The sequence below is a fragment of the Peribacillus sp. P4_B1 genome, assembly GCF_056402395.1.
Genome location: NZ_JBFUHM010000032.1, coordinates 28,367 through 51,639 on the forward strand (window position 1 = coordinate 28,367; position 23,273 = coordinate 51,639).

22 protein-coding genes and 1 pseudogene are annotated in these 23,273 nt (G+C 40.8%); 21 read left to right on the forward strand and 2 right to left on the reverse strand.

Annotated features, from left to right (window positions below; all coding sequences use genetic code 11):
• Positions 1-95 precede the first annotated feature (95 nt).
• From AC1DVK_RS17650 to AC1DVK_RS17680, 7 genes are all read left to right on the forward strand, one after another.
• Entirely contained in the window at positions 96-506 is a 411-nt protein-coding gene (locus AC1DVK_RS17650) for a PTS sugar transporter subunit IIA (RefSeq protein ID WP_377382106.1), read from the forward strand.
• A complete protein-coding gene (locus tag AC1DVK_RS17655) occupies positions 506-976 on the forward strand; it encodes a PTS sugar transporter subunit IIB (RefSeq protein ID WP_089363484.1) in 471 nt (156 codons plus the stop codon). The genes AC1DVK_RS17650 and AC1DVK_RS17655 overlap by 1 nt, the downstream gene beginning before the upstream one ends.
• A 39-nt stretch (positions 977-1,015) precedes the next feature.
• Entirely contained in the window at positions 1,016-2,602 is a 1,587-nt protein-coding gene (locus AC1DVK_RS17660) for a PTS system mannose/fructose/sorbose family transporter subunit IID (RefSeq protein ID WP_477627021.1), read from the forward strand.
• A 9-nt stretch (positions 2,603-2,611) separates the two neighbouring features.
• Positions 2,612-3,313, forward strand: a complete 702-nt coding sequence (locus AC1DVK_RS17665; protein ID WP_477627022.1) for an N-acetylmannosamine-6-phosphate 2-epimerase — start codon at positions 2,612-2,614, stop codon at positions 3,311-3,313.
• Positions 3,314-3,762: 449 nt separating this feature from the next.
• Positions 3,763-5,022, forward strand: coding sequence for a Glu/Leu/Phe/Val family dehydrogenase (locus AC1DVK_RS17670; protein WP_286140960.1), 1,260 nt, complete (start codon positions 3,763-3,765; stop codon positions 5,020-5,022).
• 34 nt (positions 5,023-5,056) lie between these two features.
• Positions 5,057-5,347, forward strand: a complete 291-nt coding sequence (locus AC1DVK_RS17675; protein WP_061463788.1) for an SAV0927 family protein — start codon at positions 5,057-5,059, stop codon at positions 5,345-5,347.
• 17 nt (positions 5,348-5,364) lie between these two features.
• Positions 5,365-5,613: a biotin/lipoyl attachment domain-containing protein gene (locus AC1DVK_RS17680; RefSeq protein WP_089363481.1), complete on the forward strand. Its 249-nt coding sequence runs from the start codon at positions 5,365-5,367 to the stop codon at positions 5,611-5,613.
• A 67-nt stretch (positions 5,614-5,680) separates the two neighbouring features.
• On the opposite strand, the gene AC1DVK_RS17685 is transcribed toward AC1DVK_RS17680, so the two are convergent.
• Complete coding sequence (locus AC1DVK_RS17685) at positions 5,681-6,421, reverse strand: IclR family transcriptional regulator (RefSeq protein WP_089363480.1); 741 nt, start codon at positions 6,419-6,421, stop codon at positions 5,681-5,683.
• A gap of 177 nt (positions 6,422-6,598) precedes the next feature.
• On the opposite strand from AC1DVK_RS17685, the gene AC1DVK_RS17690 reads away from it, so the two are divergent.
• The 7 genes and pseudogenes from AC1DVK_RS17690 to AC1DVK_RS17720 all read left to right on the forward strand — a co-directional run bounded on the left by AC1DVK_RS17690 (position 6,599) and on the right by AC1DVK_RS17720 (position 12,845).
• Entirely contained in the window at positions 6,599-7,474 is an 876-nt protein-coding gene (locus AC1DVK_RS17690) for a dimethylarginine dimethylaminohydrolase family protein (RefSeq protein ID WP_477627040.1), read from the forward strand.
• Positions 7,471-9,087, forward strand: coding sequence for a M20/M25/M40 family metallo-hydrolase (locus AC1DVK_RS17695; RefSeq protein WP_477627023.1), 1,617 nt, complete (start codon positions 7,471-7,473; stop codon positions 9,085-9,087). The genes AC1DVK_RS17690 and AC1DVK_RS17695 overlap by 4 nt, the downstream gene beginning before the upstream one ends.
• Before the next feature lie 80 nt (positions 9,088-9,167).
• Positions 9,168-9,353: a hypothetical protein gene (locus tag AC1DVK_RS17700; protein WP_477627024.1), complete on the forward strand. Its 186-nt coding sequence runs from the start codon at positions 9,168-9,170 to the stop codon at positions 9,351-9,353.
• 56 nt (positions 9,354-9,409) lie between these two features.
• Entirely contained in the window at positions 9,410-10,171 is a 762-nt protein-coding gene (locus tag AC1DVK_RS17705) for a dimethylarginine dimethylaminohydrolase family protein (RefSeq protein ID WP_477627025.1), read from the forward strand.
• 51 nt (positions 10,172-10,222) lie between these two features.
• Entirely contained in the window at positions 10,223-11,638 is a 1,416-nt protein-coding gene (locus AC1DVK_RS17710) for an amino acid permease (RefSeq protein WP_477627026.1), read from the forward strand.
• Positions 11,639-11,871: 233 nt separating this feature from the next.
• Positions 11,872-12,231: pseudogene (locus AC1DVK_RS17715) on the forward strand (SRPBCC family protein).
• A 275-nt stretch (positions 12,232-12,506) separates the two neighbouring features.
• The gene (locus AC1DVK_RS17720; RefSeq protein WP_061463771.1) at positions 12,507-12,845 is read left to right on the forward strand and encodes a VOC family protein; all 339 of its coding nucleotides are present in this window, start codon (positions 12,507-12,509) and stop codon (positions 12,843-12,845) included.
• A 235-nt stretch (positions 12,846-13,080) separates the two neighbouring features.
• On the opposite strand, the gene AC1DVK_RS17725 is transcribed toward AC1DVK_RS17720, so the two are convergent.
• Positions 13,081-14,889, reverse strand: a complete 1,809-nt coding sequence (locus AC1DVK_RS17725; protein ID WP_477627027.1) for a sigma 54-interacting transcriptional regulator — start codon at positions 14,887-14,889, stop codon at positions 13,081-13,083.
• Positions 14,890-15,098: 209 nt separating this feature from the next.
• Here AC1DVK_RS17725 and AC1DVK_RS17730 point away from each other — a divergent pair, with 209 nt between their 5' ends.
• The 7 genes from AC1DVK_RS17730 to AC1DVK_RS17760 all read left to right on the forward strand — a co-directional run bounded on the left by AC1DVK_RS17730 (position 15,099) and on the right by AC1DVK_RS17760 (position 23,224).
• Positions 15,099-15,302: a hypothetical protein gene (locus AC1DVK_RS17730; RefSeq protein ID WP_477627028.1), complete on the forward strand. Its 204-nt coding sequence runs from the start codon at positions 15,099-15,101 to the stop codon at positions 15,300-15,302.
• An 87-nt stretch (positions 15,303-15,389) separates the two neighbouring features.
• On the forward strand, positions 15,390-16,802 hold the full coding sequence (locus AC1DVK_RS17735) for a purine-cytosine permease family protein (RefSeq protein ID WP_089363470.1): 1,413 nt from the start codon (positions 15,390-15,392) through the stop codon (positions 16,800-16,802).
• Between the two features lie 47 nt (positions 16,803-16,849).
• Complete coding sequence (locus tag AC1DVK_RS17740; protein ID WP_410861727.1) at positions 16,850-17,839, forward strand: heme-dependent oxidative N-demethylase family protein; 990 nt, start codon at positions 16,850-16,852, stop codon at positions 17,837-17,839.
• Positions 17,840-17,850: 11 nt separating this feature from the next.
• Positions 17,851-18,369: a hypothetical protein gene (locus tag AC1DVK_RS17745; RefSeq protein WP_061463761.1), complete on the forward strand. Its 519-nt coding sequence runs from the start codon at positions 17,851-17,853 to the stop codon at positions 18,367-18,369.
• Positions 18,370-18,398: 29 nt separating this feature from the next.
• Positions 18,399-19,340 carry a PDR/VanB family oxidoreductase gene (locus tag AC1DVK_RS17750; RefSeq protein ID WP_477627029.1) on the forward strand — a complete coding sequence of 314 codons (942 nt, stop codon included), beginning with the start codon at positions 18,399-18,401 and terminating at the stop codon, positions 19,338-19,340.
• Positions 19,341-19,389: 49 nt separating this feature from the next.
• A complete protein-coding gene (locus AC1DVK_RS17755; RefSeq protein WP_477627030.1) occupies positions 19,390-20,883 on the forward strand; it encodes an aldehyde dehydrogenase family protein in 1,494 nt (497 codons plus the stop codon).
• Between the two features lie 736 nt (positions 20,884-21,619).
• Positions 21,620-23,224, forward strand: a complete 1,605-nt coding sequence (locus AC1DVK_RS17760; protein ID WP_477627031.1) for a sigma-54 interaction domain-containing protein — start codon at positions 21,620-21,622, stop codon at positions 23,222-23,224.
• Positions 23,225-23,273 lie beyond the last annotated feature (49 nt).

Here is a 23,273-nt window from a genome sequence, read left to right on the forward strand (position 1 = left end):
TTATTTTTTTAATTAAACCTTGATTTATTAATTCTTTTTTAATAAGATAAGTCTATGAAAATATTCAAAAAATTCTGTTATCAGGAGGGGATAGTTTGAATCGGGCCATTTTACTTGTAAGTCATGGGAATTTAGCTTCGACTATGAAAGAAAGTGTAGAGCTTATAGCAGGGATACAACAGCAACTCTTTGCATTGAGTATGGGTGACCAAGTAACGTTAGATTCATTTTCAAGAGAACTAGAAGCAGCAGTCAATCAATTGTTGGATCGGTACAAAGAAATAATCATTCTGGCAGATATTAAGGGGGGAACCCCATGCAATGCAGCTACACTTCAAGTGTTGAAAAATAGCCGGGTACAAGTAATCGCTGGTTTCCATTTAGGTTTAGTTATTGAATCTTGCCTTTCACCTGTAAGTCCCAAAGAGCTTTTGGATAATACTTCCCGGAGTATTTGCTATATAAACTCTACAGTTAACCCCATAAATATTAAGGAGGAATTGTAATGAGCATCGTTGTAACCCGTATCGATGAACGCCTTATACATGGGCAAGTTGCTTATTCATGGAGTGTTGCTTATCAAGTCACAGAATTTATTGTAATTGATGATGGCGTCGCAAACGACCCGACACAACTTTTGTTACTTAGCATGGCAGTCCCTTCAGGAAAAAGACATGCTATCCTATCTGTCGAAGATGCAGTGAAATATTTAGATGAGCAGTCAGATCTGGAAAAAACATTTATCGTAGTAAAAAGCCCTCGAGTCCTTTTATCTCTCATTGAAAAAGGGATCATTCTACCTTCAATAAATGTAGGTGGCATGTACTATAAAGAAGGAAAACAGGAAATTAGTAAAACCGTCTTTATGGATGAAGAAGATAAAGCTGTTTTTCTCAAGATTAAGGATCACGGAATCCCTTGTGAAATCAGGACCTCGCCTAATGATAAGTCTATTAATTTATTTACCAAGATTTAGAAGCCGAAAAGGTAGTCAAAGTTAAAAGGAGGAGGAAAAGTGGAAGTTGAATTAATATCAGCGATTTTGTTAAGTGGTTTTGTTGCAGTTCTCATGACCGAAAATTATGGGTATGGATATTGGATGATTAGCCGTCCCATTTTTGCTGGGCCATTATTGGGGCTAATAATGGGAGACCTACAAACCGGATTAATTGTAGGGGCCAGTGTGGAATTGATGTTTATGGGTGTGTTACCGATTGGAGGCAGCGTTCCTCCTAATGCACAAATTGCTGGTCTAATAGGGACTATATTTGCGATTAGCGCTGGGGGTAAGCCTGAAGTTGGAATTGCACTGGCATTACCAATCGGTATTTTAGCGCAACTTTTAATCATGCTAGCTTGGAATTTTAATATTTATCTAGTGCATCGGGCAGACAATGCTTTACAGGAACTTAATCTAAAAAGGGCAGAACGGCTACACCTTTCTGGAATAATCGTTTTTTTTACAGTTATGTTCATTCCCACTTTTTTAGCCATTTATTTTGGTAGTGGATTTGTAAATAATCTTGTAGACTTAATGCCTTCTTGGTTTATGGAAGGATTAAAGCTTACTGCAGGAATTCTACCTGCAATAGGGATGGCCATGCTCCTAAAAATGATGAACCTCAAGAAGTTTTGGTCATTTTTCCTAATTGGATTTGTTCTGGCAGTCTACTTGGAACAGAATGTACTTTCAATAGCCTTGTTGGGTCTTGGAATCGCGATTAGCATTTCAACAGTGGGAACGAAAGGAAATGATAGTGAAATTTCCCGTCATTCCTCCCGACAGAGTGAAGCTAAAACGACGATCCTGACAAGGAAAGATTTAATAAAAACATTCTTACGTTCTTTCTTCAGTATGACGTCTATAAATTATGAGCGTTATGGCAGTTTAGGATTCTGCTATGCGATATTGCCGGCACTCAAAAAACTCTATCCAAAAAATCAGGATTTAAAAGAATCAGTTGTTCGTCATAATGAGTTTTTTAACTGCCATCCCTATACTTCTAATGCCATCATAGGTGTTGCTCTTGCACTTGAAGAACAACGTGCGCTAGGAAACCCTATCACCTCAGAAACAATTTCTTCTACGAAAGCCGCATTGATGGGACCACTCTCTGGAATTGGTGATTCTGTTTTTAAAGCAACTTTTATGACTATTTTTGCAGCAATCGGCGCTGGTTTGGCGTTGGATGGAAATTTACTTGGACCCATTATATTTATCGTACCAAACGTCTTGCTAAATATTTTCTCTCGTTACTACGGCATTGTCTATGGGTACCAGTTTGGGATAAGCCTAATTCTAAAAATGAAAGACTCTGATATTCTGAATAAGTTTGTTCAGGGAGCTACCATCGTAGGATTAATGGTAACAGGATCTATGGTAGTTAATTTTGTTAAAGTAAGCGTGGCTGCTAAATGGAACTTTGGAGGCAAAGAAATAAATTTGCAAGAACTTCTTGATTCAATCTTACCTGGGCTTTTGCCCCTCCTCTTAACACTTGGTTTCTTATGGGCATTGTTTAAATATCAAAAGGCTATCTACTGGTTAATCTTACTTTCCTTTATTATAGGATTAGCTGGTAAATTCTTAGGAATTCTTTAGGTGGTAATTATGGATGAAAAAAACGTATTGGAAGCCATTAAGAATGGATTGATAGTGTCGTGCCAGGCTAGAATAGGATGGCCGATGTACGGGGCGGATATCATGGGCGCATTAAGCAAGGCTGCAGAAAAAGGAGGCGCCGTTGGTATTAGGGCTACCGGGCCTGAAAATATTAAAGCAATTAAAAAGGTAACAAAATTGCCTGTATTAGGTATTCATAAACAATGGATAAAAGAATGTGAAGTTTATATTACTCCTACCTATGAAAGTGCAACAAGCATCATTGAGGCTGGAGCGTCTATAGTAGCTTTAGATGGGACTCAACGAAAGCGCCCTCATGGAGAAACGCTAGAAAGTATCATAGGAAAAATCCATAGTGAGCATCCAAATATTTTAGTGATGGCAGATTGTGCGACTTTTGAAGAGGGACTAATCGCAGAAAAATTCGGTGCTGATATAGTAGCAACCACATTGTGTGGGTATACAGAGGAAACAAAATACGTGAAGGAGGTTGATTATGACCTTATTCGACAACTCTCTTCTGCCTTAAAAATTCCCATCATCGCTGAAGGGCATATTCATACTAAAGATCATGCTAGAAAAGCTATTGAAAGTGGTGCTTTTGCTGTCGTGGTAGGAACGGCCATTACTCGCCCTGAAATTATCACAAAAAGGTTTGTAGATGAGTTAAACCTGTTGGCTGAAAAATAGAAGTTTCAATATAATATATTTTGAGTATTTAAGTTTAACAGTCGGTTCCTGACTGACTGCCTTTTGATTAGTCGGTACCATCGCCTGGCATTTGCTACATAAAAATCAACGACTCTTTATCAGGATAAGCAAAAAAAGAGCACCCAATGAATGTTTTTACATTTACCGGGTGCTCTTTTGGGTTTTGTTGGAATAAGGAGAAATCGACGTGTACGGACTTTTCTTTAATTGTGATCATCAGGAATGAGGTATTTAATCATCGTTTTTTACATATGCAAACCTGAATTGCTTATGAATTAATACATATGCTTAATGATTGAATGTATGGTGTTGATGATTGCAAATGGCGGTCTATTGCTATACACACTATATCCTCAAAGCTGGCATGAAAATTGCTTAATAAATTTATAAGAATAAAAGTGAGGTGCAAAATGACAGGAGAAATTAAGATGATTGAAAAACGTCAATTGGATAATCCACTGCAAGAATTCCAGGATATTTTAAAAGAAGCCATTCAAGTTTTGGACTATCCAGATCTGGTTTTTGATTTTTTAAAAGCACCAATGCGTTTTCTGGAAGTATGTATTCCTATTCAAATGGATACTGGGGAGACAAGGATGTTTCAAGGATATCGGGCCCAACATAATGATGCTGCCGGTCCAACGAAAGGGGGGATTCGTTTTCACCCGGATGTCACTCCTGAAGAAGTTAAGGCATTGGCGGGTTGGATGAGTTTGAAATGCGGAATAACGGATCTCCCATATGGAGGGGCAAAGGGTGGCATTGTGTGTGATCCCAGACAGATGAGTTCATCAGAGCTAGAACGATTAAGCCGAGGGTATGTCAGGGCGGTCAGTCAAATAGTGGGACCTACAAAGGATATTCCGGCACCGGATATGTATACGAATTCTCAAATCATGGCCTGGATGCTAGATGAATACGATCACATCAGGGAATTCGATTCACCCGGCTTTATTACAGGAAAACCACTCACATTAGGTGGATCGAAGGGCAGGGAAAAGGCTACTTCCAAGGGAGTATTATATACACTTCAAATGATAAGTGATTTAAAGGGGATTCCGATTGAAGGCATGCGGGTAATCATTCAGGGTTTCGGGAATGTCGGCAGTCATTTAGCTATGTATTTATATGAAATGGGGGCTAAGGTTGTCGGTATAGCAGATGAGCTTGGAGGTTTATATGACCCGAATGGCTTAGACGTTGCTTACCTTTTGGAGAACAGGGACTCTTTTGGGGTCATTTCGAATTTATACAAAGATACATTATCCAATCAAGAATTATTGGAAAAAGAGTGTGATGTGCTGATTCCCGCAGCTATTAGCGGGGTGATAAATAAAGATAATGCAAAACGATTAAAATGTGAAATTGTGATCGAAGCAGCAAATGGGCCGACAACAAAAGAAGCAATCAAGATTCTCGATGAAAAAGGCATAGTGCTAGTCCCGGATATTTTGGCGAATTCAGGAGGGGTGATAGTCTCGTATTTTGAATGGTGCCAGAACAACCAAGGTTATTACTGGACGGAAGAGCTTGTGGATGAACGATTGAAGGAAAAGATAACAGCCAGCTTTTTGAATGTCTATCATACTTCCCAAAAATATTCCGTGAACATGAAAGTAGCTGCATATATCGAAGGGATTCGTAAAATAGCAGAAGCATCCCGGCTTCGGGGGTGGGTCAGGTTCTAAAGGAATTGGGGCTTACAAGAAAGGAGGCTATCCTTTGAATTTTGATATTCTATCCGAAAATAAAGAAAACCAGGCCATTCATCATTATTGCTTATTGTCACAAGATTATAGATATGATGTGACCATTGTATATTCGGCCCAATTTTTAGGTAAAGCAATGGTGACTTCCATTCAAAGCGGAAGAATGATCCTGTTGTGTGCCAATGATATTAATTTAGATCAGTACTGGGCACCGACCCTTGGAATTGAACAAGAAGATATACCGGACTTCCAAGACTTTCTCAAGTTAGTTCTACAATCTCCATTTCATTTTGAAGAATACTGAAGGAAGGAATGATGTAAATGTACGTTGATGTGATTCTTAGCCCTTGTGATGGCTCGGTTGAAAAAATTTCAATATCCAAAAATTCCAGATTCTACGAATGGGAACCGTTATTTCAGATAAAGAAGGCAGATGGAGGTGTGGAAATCATTGATATTGGTGTCAGCGGAGAGGTGGAGTCATTGGAGGTAATGGAGGGGGAACCAGTTGTGGCTGGAGAGGTCCTCGCCTATTTTAAAGAAGATTCATTCGTGACAGGCAGCGATTAATTTAAAACGAAAAAGAAGATGAAATGATTCATCTTCTTTTTCCGTTTATCCTCCGTAGCACCTTTATTCATTGACCCCTATATCCCAATTTTGACGAAACCCGATTGCCAGTTTCCATCACATTCTCAATGAGGAACTCAAGTCTATCTTCTGTCAGGTTAAAGCTCACAAAACCAATGCTCACTGCCCCGTGCACTTCCCCAAAATGGTTCAGTATCGGGACGGCTACAGAGCATGTTCCTTCTGTACGTTCGCTGTGACTGATTCCATATCCCTTCTTTTTAGTCTCTTGCAATATATCCCAAAAAGCTGCTCTTTCTTGAATAGGCAAAAGAGCATCTACGATTTTTTTAGCTTGATTATATGGCATATATGCGAGCATCACTTTATTAGCAGCTCCAATATGCATAGGTACTCGTGAGCCAAGCTGGTCAAAAACCCGGATTTGGCTTTTTTCACTGTCGATTCGTTCGATAACGAGTGACTCCATACCGATTGGCTGGCTAAGATACACGCTTTCCTCCACTTTGTTCATCAGCCTTTCTAGTTCAGGCCTAATTTGACTGATGTAATCCATTTTGTCATACATACGCAAACCATTTTCGAGCCAAATATTCCCTAAACCATATTGTTTAGATTGTCCATCCTGTTGAATTAATCCATGCTTGGACATTGCTTTTAATAATCGATGCATGGAACTGACAGGAAGCTCACATTCTTGAGAAAGTTCCGTAATTGATAGCCAGTTTTCCGATGAATTGGAAACTAGCACTTTTATAACGTTCATGGCACGGTCAATCGATTGCATAAACAAACCACCTATCTTTCATTACAAGTTGAATAAAACTTTGATTTATTTGAATATTTAAAACATATTGACATTATACCAAATTTAATTTTATAATAAAAGAAAAAATTCCTATTAGCGGAAACGTTTTCCGTTGTGCGGAAAAAGGAGGGGGAGGCAGTGACATTTTGTTCGTCTATGTTCAAACCATTGGAACGTGTCATTGTAAAACATCCGAAAGAAGCTTTTATTAGTCAAGAGCATTTAAGCCAAGCATGGCAGAACTTCAACTTTGCGGAAGAGCCAGATTTCAACGAAGCCCTAACAGAGTATGGTGAATTTATTTCCATTTTGGAGAAATATGTTCCAAACATCGATTATTTGCCAGCATCTTCGCTAGTCGGCATTGACTCCTTATATGCCCATGATCCGGTCAAATTTACAAGCCAAGGAGCGATTATTTTAAAGTCCGGAAAAGAATTGAGGCAGCCTGAAGCTGATGTATATAAGGAATATTGTCTAGAAAAGAACATCCCGATTATTGGGTATTTAACGGGTGAAGCGGTCGCGGATGGCGGTGATATCATTTGGCTTGATGATAAGACGCTTGTTGTCGGACATGGTTATCGTACAAACACTGAAGCCATTCGGCAATTAAAAGAAATGACCACTCATCTAGTGGATGAATTCATCGTAGTTCAGCTTCCGCATGATCAAGGTGAGGCAGAGTGTCTCCACCTTATGTCTTTCATCAGCATGGTCGACCATGATTTAGCGGTAGTTCATTCTCGGCTTATGCCAGTCTTTTTCAGAAAACTGCTTATTGAACGAGGCATTCAGCTTATCGAAGTTCCGGATGATGAGTATGTGAACTTAGGCTGCAATGTGCTTGCCATTGCTCCGCGGGTTTGTGTGATTTCTTCTGGTAACGCTTACACAAAGCAAAAGCTTCTTGATGAGGGAGCGACAGTTTATGAATATAAAGGGACAGAAATCAGTTACAAAGGCACTGGCGGTCCAACCTGTTTAACCTGTCCGGTGGTTCGTACAAATATTGAAGGGGGATTGGAATGAGTCAATTACTATGGGGTACTCCAGAAACGCTCCGTACCTTGTTATGTGAACTTGTTAGCTGGGAGAGCCGTACTCTTACATTAGGGGAACGTATGTTTCCGTATAAGCTGCAAGATAAATTGAGGGAGCTTGATTATTTTAAAAGGAATCCGGAGCACTTATCACTTCATGAAGCTGATTTAGGGAGAAATTTTGTCACTGCCTTCTATAAACATCCTGCAGCAAAGGAGACCGTTGTATTAATTAGCCACTTTGATACGGTTCATACTGAAGAATATGGTGATCTTGAGACTCTCGCTTTTCAACCGGAGGAGCTCACGAAAAAACTTCATGACAGGAAAGATGAACTACCGGAAGAAGCGCGCATTGATCTTGAATCGGGAAAGTACCTGTTTGGTAGAGGAACGATGGATATGAAAATGGGGCTTGCCCTTCATATGGCTATCATCGAAAAGGCAAGCAGTGAACAATGGCCGATCAATCTCCTGCTGTTAACGGTCCCTGATGAGGAAGTGAATTCTGCGGGTATGAGGGCTGCGGTTAAAGAACTTGTGACTTTACGCGATAAATATGACCTATCCTATAAAATGTTTTTTAATAGTGAGCCGTCCTTTTCACAGAAACCGGGTGATAATAGACATTATATTTATTCCGGAACTTTGGGGAAAATCATGCCGGCTGCCCTTTTTTATGGGAAGGAAACTCATGTGGGTGAGCCATTAAAGGGCATGACGGCTAACTATATAGCCTCGTTCCTCACGCAGCTCATGGAGTGGAACACTCTTTTTCTGGAAAGTGATCTTGGCGAGGAAACACCTTTACCCGTATCGCTTCAGCAAAAAGATCTAAAACTGCAATATTCAACACAGACACCTTATCGGGCAGCCGCGCTTTATAATGTATTCATTATGAAAAGAACAGCTGCAGAAGTAATGGATCTATTCGAGCAAGTTGCAAACGAAGCAGCGATGAAATGCAATGAATCTTATAAAGAGCTTTGTCTGCGTGAACAAATCGAAGGTGTGGGCGAAGTGAAAGTATTGCGCTACGAAAAGTTACTTTCATATGCCAAGGGCAAATTTGGCGTGAGTTTTGTTGAGCAAATAAAGAGTGATGTTAAAGAAAACATGGATTTGGATGAGCGGGAAAAATCAGTGCGGATCGCCGAAAAATTGATGATACAATGTCAGGAGCTTTCACCCGCCATTGTATTGCTGTTCGCACCGCCATATTATCCAGCCGTAAATACGTCCGCTGATCCGCTTATTATGGAATCTGTGAAATTAATGAAGGAAACTGCCAGCATGCTTGATGAAGAAGTCAGCCAAATTCATTATTTTAATGGCCTTTGCGATTTAAGCTATGTTCAATATAGTGATGAGTCCGATGGCTGGACGGCTTTTGAAAAAAATACACCAGTCTGGGGCGATACTTACAGCATTCCTTTTGCTGATATGCAAAAACTTCAGGGACCCGTACTTAATGTGGGTCCGTTCGGCAAGGATGCACACCAGCGTACTGAGCGCCTTCACATCGATAGCGCCTTCGTCCATACGCCAGTTATGCTGGAGAGGTTAATAAAGAGTATGTTTAAGTGTTTGGTTGAAAAGTGAAAGAGGGAATCCTGCACCTCTGCAGGAAAAACCAGAAGATATCAGCCCATAAAGTATTAAACTTTAACTGGGGGCCTACTATGAATAACCAGCCTGAAGGTCAAATCACTTCCGAGCCGCTTAATCAAAAAAAAAAGCCACTTAACCAACTGACGGAGTTACCGGAAAAAGGGATAAATCCTTTTGTCTTAATGTTCATCGTAATTGTAATAGTGACAGTTTTAACCTACATCTTACAGAAATTTCATTTAAAGCAGGGGAGTTGAAACTATTAATTTCCCACATTTTAAAAAGATAAGCTACCTATTTAGGAGGAATATATATGTTTAAAAACGCGATTGTAAGGAAGATTGGAAAGAGCTTTGTAAATGGCTTAACAACATCGGATTTAGGAAACCCGGATTATGAAAAAGCGCTTGTACAGCACGAGGCTTATGTAGAAGCATTAAAACGCTGCGGTGTGAAAGTGACCGTTCTCGAAACGGATGAAAGATACCCTGATTCTACGTTTGTAGAAGATACTGCCGTGTTGACGCCAAAATGTGCCCTTGTAACCAATCCTGGTGCAGAAAGCCGGAATGGTGAGATTGATGAAATGAAAGAAGTTTTAAAGGACTTTTATGACACAATCGAATATATTCAATCTCCAGGTATGTTAGATGGCGGAGATGTCATGCAAGTTGAAGATCACTTCTATGTTGGCCTATCAACTAGAACAAATGAAGCAGGTGCTCTGCAATTCAAAGATATTATGGGTAAGTATGGTTATGATACGTCCATCATTCCCCTTAAGGAGTTCTTTCATTTAAAAACGGGTGTCAATTACCTTGGAGACAATAATTTATTAGTGGCTGGGGAATTCATTAATCACGAGGCTTTTTCTGGCTTCAATCAAATAACCGTAAAACAGGAAGAAGGATATTCGGGTAACTGCGTCCGAATGAACGACTGTGTTATTGTCCCGAAAGGATTTGAAGGAACAAAGAAAAAAATTGAAGAGTTGGGATACACAGTGATTGAAGTGGAAATGTCAGAATTTCAAAAACAAGATGGCGGCCTTAGTTGTCTCTCATTGAGGTTCTAAGGTGGTTTGGGAGAAGAACTAGGCTAATAGATAAGATAAGGACGTGATTTTATGGGGTATGGACTGGAAAATAATAATCAGCTGCAACGCTCAATGAAAAGACGCCATTTATTTATGCTCTCGCTTGGCGGCGTTATTGGTACAGGGCTTTTTTTAAATGCTGGATATACAATTAACCAAGCGGGGGCCGGAGGGGCCCTGCTTGGTTATCTTGCCGGCGGTCTTATTTTGTATATGGTGATGGTCTGCCTTGGCGAGCTAGCCGTTCATATGCCGGTAACAGGTTCATTCCAAAAATATGCTGCCGAATATATTGGGCCTTCCGCTGGTTTTTCGCTAGGATGGATGTATTTCGTCGGTTCAGCCGCAACTGCAGGAGTTGAGTTTACGGCAGCGGGAATATTGATGAAACAATGGTTCCCCCATAGTCCCACCTGGATTTGGTGTGCTGTGTTCATTGTGCTTTTATTTACATTGAATGCATTAACGACAAGAGGTTTTGCAGAGGCGGAATATTGGTTTGCCGGAATAAAAATCGTTGCAGTGATTTTGTTTATCGTGATTGGCATCGCTGGCATCTTTGGTTTTGTCTCTTTATCTGATCGTCCAACCCCATTCTTTGAGAATCTAGCTCCTTCTGGTCTTTTTCCAGCAGGGGGCATTACAATTATCTTTGTGACAATGATGAATGTAATTTTTTCTTATCAAGGCTCTGAACTGATAGGAATAGCAGCAGGGGAAAGTGAAAAACCTGAAGAGAACATACCTAAAGCCATTCGAAATGTACTTTTTAGAATCATTGTTTTTTACATTGCGTCCATTATTATCCTTTCTGCCATATTCCCTTCTACTGAATTAGGCTTAATGGAAAGTCCCTTTGTAACTTTGATGAAGATAGCGGGGGTTCCTTATGCAGCAGGCATTATGAATTTCATTATTTTAACGGCTATTCTTTCTGTGGGGAATTCATGTCTTTATGCATCTACACGCTTGCTTTGGTCGATGGCCCATGATGGAATGGCACCTAAGATATTTGGCATTTTGTCCAATAGGAAAGTGCCATTGAATGCCCTTCTATTTACCATATCTTTTTCACTTCTATCGTTATTAACCAGCTTCATTGCTGCTGATACTGTGTTCGTGATACTCATGTCAATCGCGGGGATATCCGTCACGATCTCATGGATGGGAATTGCTTTATCGCAATACATGTTTCGAAGGAAATTTATAAAAGCAGGTGGGAAAATGGAAGAATTACAATACAAAGTGCCCTTTTATCCATTTGTCCCATTATTTTGTCTAGGCTTTTGCTTGCTGATTCTAGTATTCCTTGCCTTTGATCCTACTCAACGAGTTGGACTGATTTATGGAATAGGATTTTTGGTAGCCTGTATATTATTCTATAAATTTAAATTGGCTAAGAAAGTAGAGTCAAACACTAACTTTGAAAATGAAAAAATATTGTAATAAAGTTCTATAAGATTGCCCGTTCGTATTAAAAGGTTAGCCAGTTTATTTTACTGGTTGACCTTTTTATCTTTTAGTTGCGGTCACTTGGATGATTATTACTGAATCGGAAGGAAAATACTTACATTGTGACGAAGTAGAAGGAATATCTTAATAAAAAAGCAGAAGGAGGAATGCCAGATAACAAAGTGACTAACAACATCACAACGAGCTTAGAGGGGCGGGATCTCGTCATGGAACGTATATTTGACGGGCCGCGGGACCGTGTTTTTAAAGCGTTTTCGAATTCTGAACGATTGGCTAGCTGGTGGGGACCGAGTGGGTGGCAAACGGAAAATCGGGAGTTTAATTTTAAGCCTGACGACGTATGGCATTATTGCATGTGATGCACAGATGAAAAACAAGGTGAATTTTATGGCCAAGAATCTTGGGGGAAAGCTTTTTATCAAGAAATAATCGTACCGGAGAAGATTGTCTACACGGACATATTTGCAGGTGAAGAAGGCAACTCAGCCGGTGGTATGCCTGTTGCACTGGTAACGATGACGTTTGTTGAAAACGGGAGTTATACAAAACTTATCATAAGTTCTTGATTCGCTTCAGTCGAGGGACTTCAGCAATTGATGGGATTGGGTGTAGTCCAAGGATGTGCCTCACAATTTTACCGCCTCGTCGACCTTCTTGAAAGGCTTCAGCAGATAGGGTAACAAGTAAAGGTGCTATTTAACAGCTTCAGTCATATCAGAAATGCGATTCTTACTTAAGCAGGATCGCTTTTTCTTAAGCTGCTAAGGGCAGTGAAGCATGTGGAAAATTAACTTTTTTTACTGCGTGACGGAAAAGAATATAATAAAATAGGGGGGAAAGAATGAAGATCAATCACATAAATTTAACAGTTAATGATGTTGCAGCATCAAGGGAGTTTTTAGAAAGGTACTTTGGATTGACATGTGCAGGAAGTCGTGGAGATGGGTTTGCTGCAATGAGAGATGATGATGGATCCATATTGACACTAATGAAAGGAAGCGATGTACAATACCCCAAGACCTTTCATGTTGGATTCATACAAGAAAATGAAGAACAAGTTAACAGGATCAATCAGCGATTGAAAGATGATGGATTCATGGTAAAACCTCCAAAACACTTACACGGATATACTTTCTATGTAGAAGCGCCTGGAGGATTTAACGTTGAAGTACTGTGTTAACGACTTACCTGGAAATAACAGGATTTAATATTCCCTACATAAGCGTGGTCAATATCGAAAAATCAGTTGGGTCTAGAAATTGGCTGGCGTTAATGCCATTTTAGATCCTTTATGACATTCATGTATGAAAAAGCTGACTGCAAAAGCCTGTTCAAGACGGCTCATGACATCAGCTTTTCTTTTTTTTTTACCCTAGTCTCCAACCGGTTTGATAATGTATGGCTGCACCCTGAAATCAAACATGTATATTAAGCTGCTTGCGGAGACGTTGCATTTCCGAATTGAAATAGGCTTTACTGTAATCGCATCCAACAATAGCAACGATATTGCCGTCATCATCAATAATTGGCGCAAAGCTTGTTTTCCACTCACCGTATCTGTCTTCGTATATGGGAGTAACACCCGCTTTACCATTAAAAGCCTGGTAAGCGACATTAACCATCTCCGGGGGACCAATATATTCTTCCCCCGGTTCAATGACAAAGCCTTTGTCTGCAACGAGGTGAATCAGACGTCCATCCTCCGTCATGATAAATATAAAGACCCATTCAATTACGCCTTCCTTTTCTTGAATCATGGTAAGTTTTTGTTTTAATTTCTGGGAATAGGAAGTTTGCCGGTTCATATTTTTTTGTAGACTGATAACCTCTTCAGCTGGAATGATAGCTGCGGTTACAGCGGCAACGGAACGAAGCCGTTGATTTATTTGTTCTTCTAAAATGGCCCGTTTATTCACTGGTGAAAAGCTTGCTTCTTCAATTTTATTACGTAATTTTTTATATTTCCTGCTCATCGTCGGCTGACTGACTTCCAATACCTTTGCCGCTAGTTTTAATGATTTGTATTGTTCCATTGCCATGTTGATCAATTGTTCCTCCACAAGGTCGACTGCTTCTTGCAAGGGCATCAGAAAATCGATAACAGGTATTGAAGTGGGCTTGGGCCCTTTAAAAGGAAGGACCTCTTTAACCAAATCAACATCCACTTCCGGCATTCCGCTTGTAACCACAAGCCTCTCAACTGTATTTTCAAGTTCGCGCACGTTACCGGGCCATTGATAGATACATAGTAAGTCGATTGCATCCGGGGCGAAAGCTACCTTTCGTTTGTACAGTGTATTGTACTTTTGTAAAAAAAATTGAACTAGATGAGGTATTTCATCTACACGATTCCTAAGCGGCGGAAGGTGGATAGGTACGACATGAAGACGATAATATAAGTCTTCTCGAAATTCACCTTTTTTCACCATTTTTTCGAGCGATTTATTTGTTGCGGCAATCACTTGAATATCAACAGGGTGTGAGGTCGTACTTCCAATTGGTGTAACAACGCGTTCCTGAAGGACGCGAAGCAGTTTTACCTGTACGTTAAGAGGTAACTCGCCCACTTCATCCAAGAATAAGATACCCTTATGGGCCAGTGTGAATTTTCCTTTGGCTCCGTCTTTCCTGGCGCTGGTAAAAGCCCCCTCTACGTAGCCAAACAGTTCGCTTTCAATCAAGTTTTCCGGGATGGCCCCGCAATTGACAGGTATAAATGGAAAGTCCCTTCTGTTACCCATATTATGTATGGCCCTGGCAGCTATTTCCTTTCCTACACCAGATTCCCCCAATAAAAGTACAGTTGCGCTGACATCACAAACCATTTGCATTTTATGCAGAACATCAAGCATGGGTTTACTGCGGATCACAAATGGAAAAGATGGCTTCTTCGATTCCAAGAAGGGTCCCGATTGAGTCCTTGATGCATCTGGATAAGAGTCTTTAATTTCTTTGTAGGCCCAGACCCATCCGCCAGATTCAATCGGGTATGCCGTCATCAGCATCTCCGGACCCTGCCATGAGGACTGCATGAAAGATCTTTTTTCATTTTTGCCCATTACCTCTTCTGCCAAGCTTGTAGAAAATAAATCTTGTTCAACATCCTTGATGGAACCGCCGACATTAGCGGATTTGACTGTATGAAATAAGGAATTCCCTGTTCCGGTTGATTTCAGTATTGTGCCATTTTTATCTGTCACAATAAGCTGATCGTAAATAGACAAGAGTGCAGAGGTGAAGTGATCCATTATGTCTACCTGCCTTTCATTTAACTTCCTAGTTTTTATATTACAGAAATTTCACAATTGTTCAATAGTTTCAAGAATGAATATTCTTCCTATTGGGAACCCCTGTTAGCAAAGTGTTTCTGGTTGGCATGGTTATTGCAATAAAGTAAAGAGAAGGGACTAATGCAAAGGAGGGAGAAGCTATTTTGAATAAAGAGAATCAGTTTCAGCAGAATATCAATTCAGAAGATCCCTTTATTAAAAGTCTATATTCAGATTTGAATGAGCGGATCAATGCGTATGAACAGGAAGATGACGTGAAAATTGACAAAATGAAATGGAAGGATGCGACAGGTTCTATTTTTCTCATGATTTTAATCATCTCTTACTTGGTCTATACACTTTTCTAAAGTAGTTTTTTGTTTAGCTCACCCAAAACAAATACAGTCTAGTTTCCAAGCGATACAATCATTATTTTATAGTTGGGAGAGAAGCGAGTGAGTAAAGAGAATTCCTCCATTTCAAAGGATGTGGCCTTTGGCTTTTTACCGGCAAGTAAAAGTGATCGGATTTTTAACCTTCGGGATTTAATTTTAGTACAGGTTGTTATTGGCCTCTCATCTTTTGGGCTGTTAACTGGTGGATACACAGGTACAATGCTTGATGCGAAGCAGTCACTTGCAGCGATTTTATTCGGTAACGCCTTCCCTATGCTGTTGATTGTTCCCATTACCCTTTATTTTGCGCGGTATGGCATAGATACTTTTGTAGGGTTTCGAAGTTCACTGGGGTATCTAGGATCCAATATCTTTTTCTTTGTTTTTCTTATTCTGACTCTCGGCTACATTTCCATTGCGCTTTTCATGTCCGGCCAGGCGTTAGCAGAGGCTGCTAATTGGATGGGGATGCCCGCCATTTTCTCAAGCCAAGCAACTGGAGCGCCGTTTTTCTCGATTTTACTCTTCATCTGTGCATTCCTTGTAACGGTGAGGGGACCGATAGCGATTCAAAAATATACCGCAGTAGCCGTTCCGGTATTTATGGTTCTCATGTTTGGCCTTCTTGCAATAGTATTGTTTGGCCAGGGTTTCACTAACGTTGCTCATATACTTCCTTCCGAGCCATTTGAATCGAATTCTCGTTCATTCGCGACAGCCCTGGAATTAAATATCGGTCTCGGCTTCTCATGGCTTCCATACCTTGGGCAATACAGCCGTTTATCTAAAACAGAAGGAGGAGCATTTAAAGCAGGATTCTACAGCTATGGAATCATCGTATGTATCGCTGCTTTAGTTGGGGCCCTTGCTGCATTAGTCGCTGGTTCACTTAATCCTTCTGACTGGATGTTTTCCATCGCAGGAAGTTGGGGCGGATTCATTGGCTTGATTTTACTTTCGGTTGGGAATGTTGGTGCAGCCATTTTCCTTATGTACTCACAAGCTGTCAGCTTTAAAACTGTATTCCCGAAAAAGTCATGGATGGTTGCGATGGGAACAACCGTACCGGCTATATTCTTACTTCTAAGCTCGACGTTCTACGATGCATTTGGTTCATTCATTGCTGTCATTTCCTTTATTATGGCTATTCTTGGCGGCATTGCCGTTGCAGATTACTTTTTTGTAAAGCGCCAACGCATTTCTATAAGGGATTTGTATGACACACAAGGCTCTTATACTTATTGGAAAGGCATTAACCCGTCGGCCGTTCTCACGGTGGTCATTGGAACGATCGTTTACTGGGCACTCTATAATCCATTGACTTTTGAAGCAAGTGACTTTTTCCTTCATACAGCTGCCGGAATTCCAACATACTTTGTCGCTTTAGTCACCTACTATGTTTCATCTAAATACATTTTCCGTTTTGAAGTTGACATGGAGCGTCCATCTGTTGAATTAAAGGAAGCTAAATAGATAAAAACTCACTTTAAAAAAACTAGGGAACGAGAGGAGATTGTTCAATGTTTACACAAAGTTTAGATTTCAAAACAACTGATTTAGATACATTCCCATTTCCATTCACTTCAGGTAACTATCGTTATTCAAACGATTTGAAAAGACTCTCAAACATTAACTGTATTGAAGTTACACCAGAATACAGACTCCAAGTGGAAACGAAGCGCCGTCTCCTTCAAGAACAGCCGCATATAAGGTTTCAATCTTTTTCACACACAATGGAAATGCAATGGGAAGTGTTGGAGATGCTCATCGACATGGCAGCTGATCGCTATCCGGAGCATTTCGAGGTCATTAAAGATGGAGACAACTGGACTTTCAAGAACCACATTTTCGGGGAATCCGATTCTTTCGTTTATGGCGATGCCACCACGCTTCCAAATGAGCCGCTGGATTATATAGGCCGCCATTTCCACAATGATTTTGTTTTAATGGTTCATCGCGATAGTAATTTCTATTTGGAAGTGGGGCAAGTTTCATACGCCGCACTCTTCTCAGCTAACTGGAATAAAGGCATGTCCTTTGATGAGATCCATGCACCCGTTCCATTTGTATCGCGGAAAGGCGATGAACTGGCAGATCGCGTTCGTAAGTTTTTATTATCCATTGAGCCTGGAAAGCCATGGACGCGCATCAACTGGAACCTGATGGCGGACCGTTGGGATGTCAACTATGAAACGATGGATGTCTGGGGACCGCAACGTTCTGAGATAACACCGGAAAATGCAGGTAAACTAGTACGTTTGCGTGTTGAAGAACAAAAATTTTATAACATGCCGCGAAGCAACGCCATTCTTTTCGTATTGAATACACAGTTCCTGCCACTGGAGGATTTGACATTGCGCCAGGAGTGGTTTGATCTGACATATAGCGTACTGCAGGATATTCCGGAACCTATGGCTGAATATAAAGGAATTGCCCCTTTTCTTCCGCAATCGGTCGAATATTTGAAGCGTATTGATGAAAAACAAAAAGCGAATCTAAACAAAAAGTAGGAGGATAGGGCATGTACAATAGTCCAGTATTGTTTGATAAATCCATTACGATCGTAAATCAATTTACTCCTCGGAATGAACGAAGAAAGTTTGTCATCATTTCTGATCAAGCTGGATATGAAAAGGCGAAACGTTTCACTTCTGAAATCGCAGGAACAGTGCCTGTTGAATGTCTTTCCATTAATGGAATGGAAGATAAAGAGGAGATTAAGAGATTCATCTTGGCACAAAAGATGGGCACCCAATTTTATATTGCGGCTGCATGGAACAATGCCGTAATGATCTTCTCGCTCGGGGTGGAAGCTGGCCTATCTGAAGCTGAGATCCAGACGGTGATTATCGGGCCTAAACGGCGGTACGTATATTGCATGAAATGTTTTGAAGTGTCGGAAGTCGAAGAAGAAGCAAAGATTGCAGAATGTGACCATTGCAGTGCAAGTCTTGAAATAGGACCTTTTTATTCTATAGTACGGGAAGGTTATATTGGTTACCCATTCATCCTAATCGGAAAAGAAGAAGTAGGGAGCTGATCGTCATGCGGGTAGTAGGAAATATTCAAATGAAAGTAAACAAGATCATTCAAGAAACTCCATTCGTAAAACAATTCGAGTTGACACCAGTTGATGGAAAACCATTGCCTGCTTTTACAGGTGGTTCGCATTTGACCACATTCATGCCGGCCGGGGATACGATATTCGAGAGAGAATACTCCCTTATCAGCAACCCAAGGGACCGTATAAAATATGCCATTTCCATTCGGCGAGATGGGGCGTCACGCGGGGGCTCCGCTTTCTGGCATGATCATGTACAGTTAGATTCCAGGCTGGAAGTCAGTTTCCCTAAAAACAACTTCCCTCTCAGCTTTCGAGCAAAGCATCATGCCTTTTATGCAGCTGGAATCGGCATCACCCCATTTCTGGCAATGATGGAAGACATGGCTGCCGAAGGGCAAACCTTCGAACTCCATTATGCAGCACGCACACCGGAGTTATGTGCTTTTTATGATTTGTTAAAAGCCAAATATCCTGATCAATGCACCTTTTATTTTTCGCAGGCAGAAGACAAACACAGAATGATGCCTGAGACGATGATGGATCATCGCATTGGCACACATGTTTACTTTTGCGGACCTCTCGAGATGGTACAAGAGTATCGAAAAGCTGCCAGTTCATATGGTTATCCGGAACATGCGATTCACTTCGAATTATTTGGGACAAAAAATGATGGGCCTCAAGATCCTTTCATTGTCGACCTTACAGATAGCGATCGGACCATTCACGTTCATGAAGGTGAATCTCTGCTTGATGCGCTTTTAAGGGAAGGAATTGATGCACCTTATTCTTGTAAAGTAGGCGGGTGCGGAAGTTGTGAGGTAGATGTTGCGGAAGGTGAAGTGGTTCACCGGGATAACTTCCTTAGCGAAGAAAACCGTCAAACACGCAAGTCAATCTTGACATGCTGCTCACGTGCGAAGGACGGCAGACTTGTCTTAAAACTTTAAAGATACCGTATAGGTTAAATAAAAAAAATGAAAACCGGAGGCATAAAACATGACAATTTTAGAAACGGCAGTTTTAGAACTGAAAAATTACATCAACGGTAAATGGCAGTCTGCATCTTCAAATGAAGTAATCAAGGTAATTAATCCTGCAACACAGGAAGTCATTGCAAGGGCTCCGCGTGCCACAAAGGAAGATACAGAAAATGCAATCTCAGTTGCGAAAGCAGCTTTCGAAAGTGGAATCTGGTCAGGCCTAACAGCACAGGAGCGTGCTTCCTACCTATATAAAATTGCGGATAAAATTGATGAACGTGCGGAAGAGTTAACGATTCTTGAAACAATGGACAACGGGAAACTTAAAGCAGAGGCGGGTTTCGATATTGCTGATGCCGCGGCGTGTTTCCGTTACTACGCTGGCTTAATCCTTCATCCAGAAGGTGAAACTTACCAAGTTCCCGCTCCCGTGCAGGCGATGGTTGTTCGTGAGCCAGTAGGTGTAGCCGGTTTAATTGTACCTTGGAATTTCCCTCTTTTAATGAGTGTCTGGAAAATCGCACCGGCACTTGCGGCAGGTAACACCATTGTTTATAAACCGGCTGAATTGACACCTGTAACAGCAATGAAATTATTTGAAATCCTAGAGGAAGTAGGCATCCCTAAAGGTGTGGCTAATATGGTGATGGGCCGCGGCACTGTTGTCGGTCAAACAATTGCAGAAAGCAAGGACGTTGACATTGTTTCATTTACGGGAAGTACGGATGTTGGCCGCTCTATCATGAAAGCGGCCGCGGGCAACTTAAAGAAAATTTCCCTTGAGCTTGGCGGTAAATCACCTAACATCGTTTTTGCAGATGCAGATTTAGAAACAGCCGTCGATTACGGATTATTTGGCATCTTCTTCGGTGCCGGCCAAGTATGTTCATCAGGTAGCCGCATTCTAGTTGAAGAAAGTATTTATGATGAATATGTAAAACAGTATGTGGAACGCGCAAATAAAATCAAAGTAGGACCTGGCCTTGCAGAAGACAGCAACATGGGGGCAATTGTCAGTGAAGCGCAGATGAATAGCATTTTGAACTATATTGAAATTGGCAAACAGGAAGGTGCGACACTAGCAGCAGGCGGTTACCGTCTTGTTGATGAAGGCCTTGACAAAGGATACTTCATTTCACCGACTGTCTTCACCGATGTAACACCTGACATGCGCATCGTACAAGAGGAAATCTTCGGTCCAGTCGTTGTCATCCAAAAGTTTAAAGATGAAGAAGAAGCTATTAAACTTGCAAATGATACTGACTACGGCCTTGCAGGCGGCGTCTTCACTAACAATGGCGCAAAAGGATTGCGCGTGATCAAGAAAGTACGGGCAGGCATCACTTGGGTAAATGATTATCATCCAACATATGTCGAGGCGCCATGGGGCGGTTACAAACAGAGCGGGATCGGACGCAGTTTAGGAAAATACGGCTTGGATGAATACCAGGAAATTAAACAAATCAACATTAATCTCGATGTAAAACCTGTAGGCTGGTTCCCAAATTAAGCATAATTGGATATGAAGCAACTTACTTTCTTTAATCAAACCAAAAACCTAATCCAAATACGGATTAGGTTTTTGGTTTGTAACAAAAAGGTGCGGAAATAAAAAATCCGATCCCCTTTAGGTTAATCAATGGCAGCCTAAATATTACGAACCAAATGGTTCGCTTGCATTAGTTGGTCTCGCTGAATAGAAATATGTTAAAAAAGCATCCTCATCATCTCAGGTCTTAATCCTTCTATTTTAAAAAGATTATAGTCTAAATAGTTTTGTCTAAATGTTAAAACAAAGTTGATTGGAGTGGGTGTGCGAGACTCCTGCTTAGAAAAGCGCGTCCAAGGGAGACCCTACAGGCGCAAAAGTGACGAGGAGGCTCCCGGACCGCCCGCGGAAAGCGGGCGCCTGGAGCGGAAATCAACGGACTAATTGTAAAAAAGCCATATGTGGAAAGAGGGGCGGAATACATATTAACATCTTCAACTCCTTAGATATGGTTTCTATCAAATAATGGAGAGTTGAGCATCCAAAGGAACTGGCTTTTTCGTACAACAAAAGGGGGATTTTTCCTTTGGCGATGGAAAATGGATTTGAGCATAAAAAACACCATTGGTATGATTAAAGTGTCATTCCGGTGCATATTTATCGCTTTAATCAGAAATAGCATATATGGATTGATTTGTTTTATCGGTTTAGCATTTATACATAGTATCATAAAGGGATCAGTTAGGAGTGGATATTGATGACTAAGTTTTATTCGGATATGACAGTGGAGGAAGCAATATCATGTTTTCCCATAGGAAGCACAGAAGTGGAAGTTTTGGATGATTCAGAAGTTTTCATCGGATTTTTGACAATAGAGGCGTTATCTGCGGCAGTGCAACAGAGTGATTTGACGAAGCCCATTTCCCATTTCATTACTGTGAATGCACCACTGCAAAATTTACGCAATTACTCCATACCATATGAACAATTTCAAGCATTCTTTGAGAGTGATTTATGCAGGGTTGTATTTAATGCCCTGTATGATGGCGTATATATCACGGATGGTGCTGGAACGACATTATTTATCAATCAAGCTTACCAGCGTATTACCGGAATAAGAGAAGAGGAAATTATCGGAAAACCGATGAGTTATTTAATTGAGCAGGGTATGATATCCGTATCCGCTTCATTGGACTCTATCCTGACGAAGAATCAAGTTACTTTGACGCAAAGAATCCGAAATGGAAGAAAGATTATCGTTTCGGCCACACCTATTCTATCGCCACAGAACGAAGTCATATTTGTCATAAATAGTGTAAGGGATATAACTGAATTAATCCGGATGAAGCACACGATTGACAGTCAAAAGCTATCTTTCCAACCTATTTCTCAATTATTGCCTGGCTCGGAACAGGTCAATTTACAAGAAATAATCATTGGGCCTTCAACAACTCCCTTATTTAAACTGGCAGATAAAGTAGCTAAAACGGATGCGAAGATCTTGTTACAGGGGGAAACGGGAGTAGGGAAGAGTTTAATCGCCAAGTACATACATGCCAAAAGCTCCAGGAAGGAAAAGATTTTCCTTGAATTAAATTGCGGGGCGATCCCTGCGAGCTTGGTGGAATCTGAACTTTTTGGATATGAACCAGGGGCATTTACCGGATCCCTTAAGAATGGGAAAATGGGGATTTTCGAGAAAGTGAATGGTGGCACGTTATTTTTGGACGAAATTGGGGATTTACCTTTAGAGTTACAGGTGAAACTTTTGAAAGTGGTAGAAGAAAACAAGTTCATGAGAGTAGGTTCTACCGAAATGAAAGAGGTGGATGTCAGGTTAATTACAGCCACCCATCGGGATCTTGCCTCGCTCGTTCAAGAAGGATCTTTCCGCGAAGATCTATATTACCGGCTTAATATCGTATCATTTGAAGTCCCGCCCTTACGCCAGCGAAAGGAAGAAACGATCCCACTTTTGGAAATGTATTTGAAAAAATTCAATGAAAAATATAATGAAAAGAAAAAGATGACACCGGAATGCTATGAATGGCTGACGAACTATTCGTGGCCTGGTAATATACGTGAGCTCGCGAGCCTTGCAGAGCGACTGGTCGTCACGACTTATGACGATACGATTGATTTGCCTAATTTACCATCTTTCATCCAGCCGGTCATATCAAAAAAACCTACAAAACATTCATTGAAGGATGCCGTTTCCGAGCTGGAGCGATCCCTGATCCTGAATGCGATGAAAAAATATGGGACTACAAGGGCTGCGGCCATCTCATTGGATATCAGTCAAAGCGCTTTAGTGCAAAAAATGAAAAAATTTCACATTCGATTAGAAAACGAATCGAATTAGTTTTTTTGATTTGATTTCTACTCTGATTTCTATTGTTATCCACGAAAAA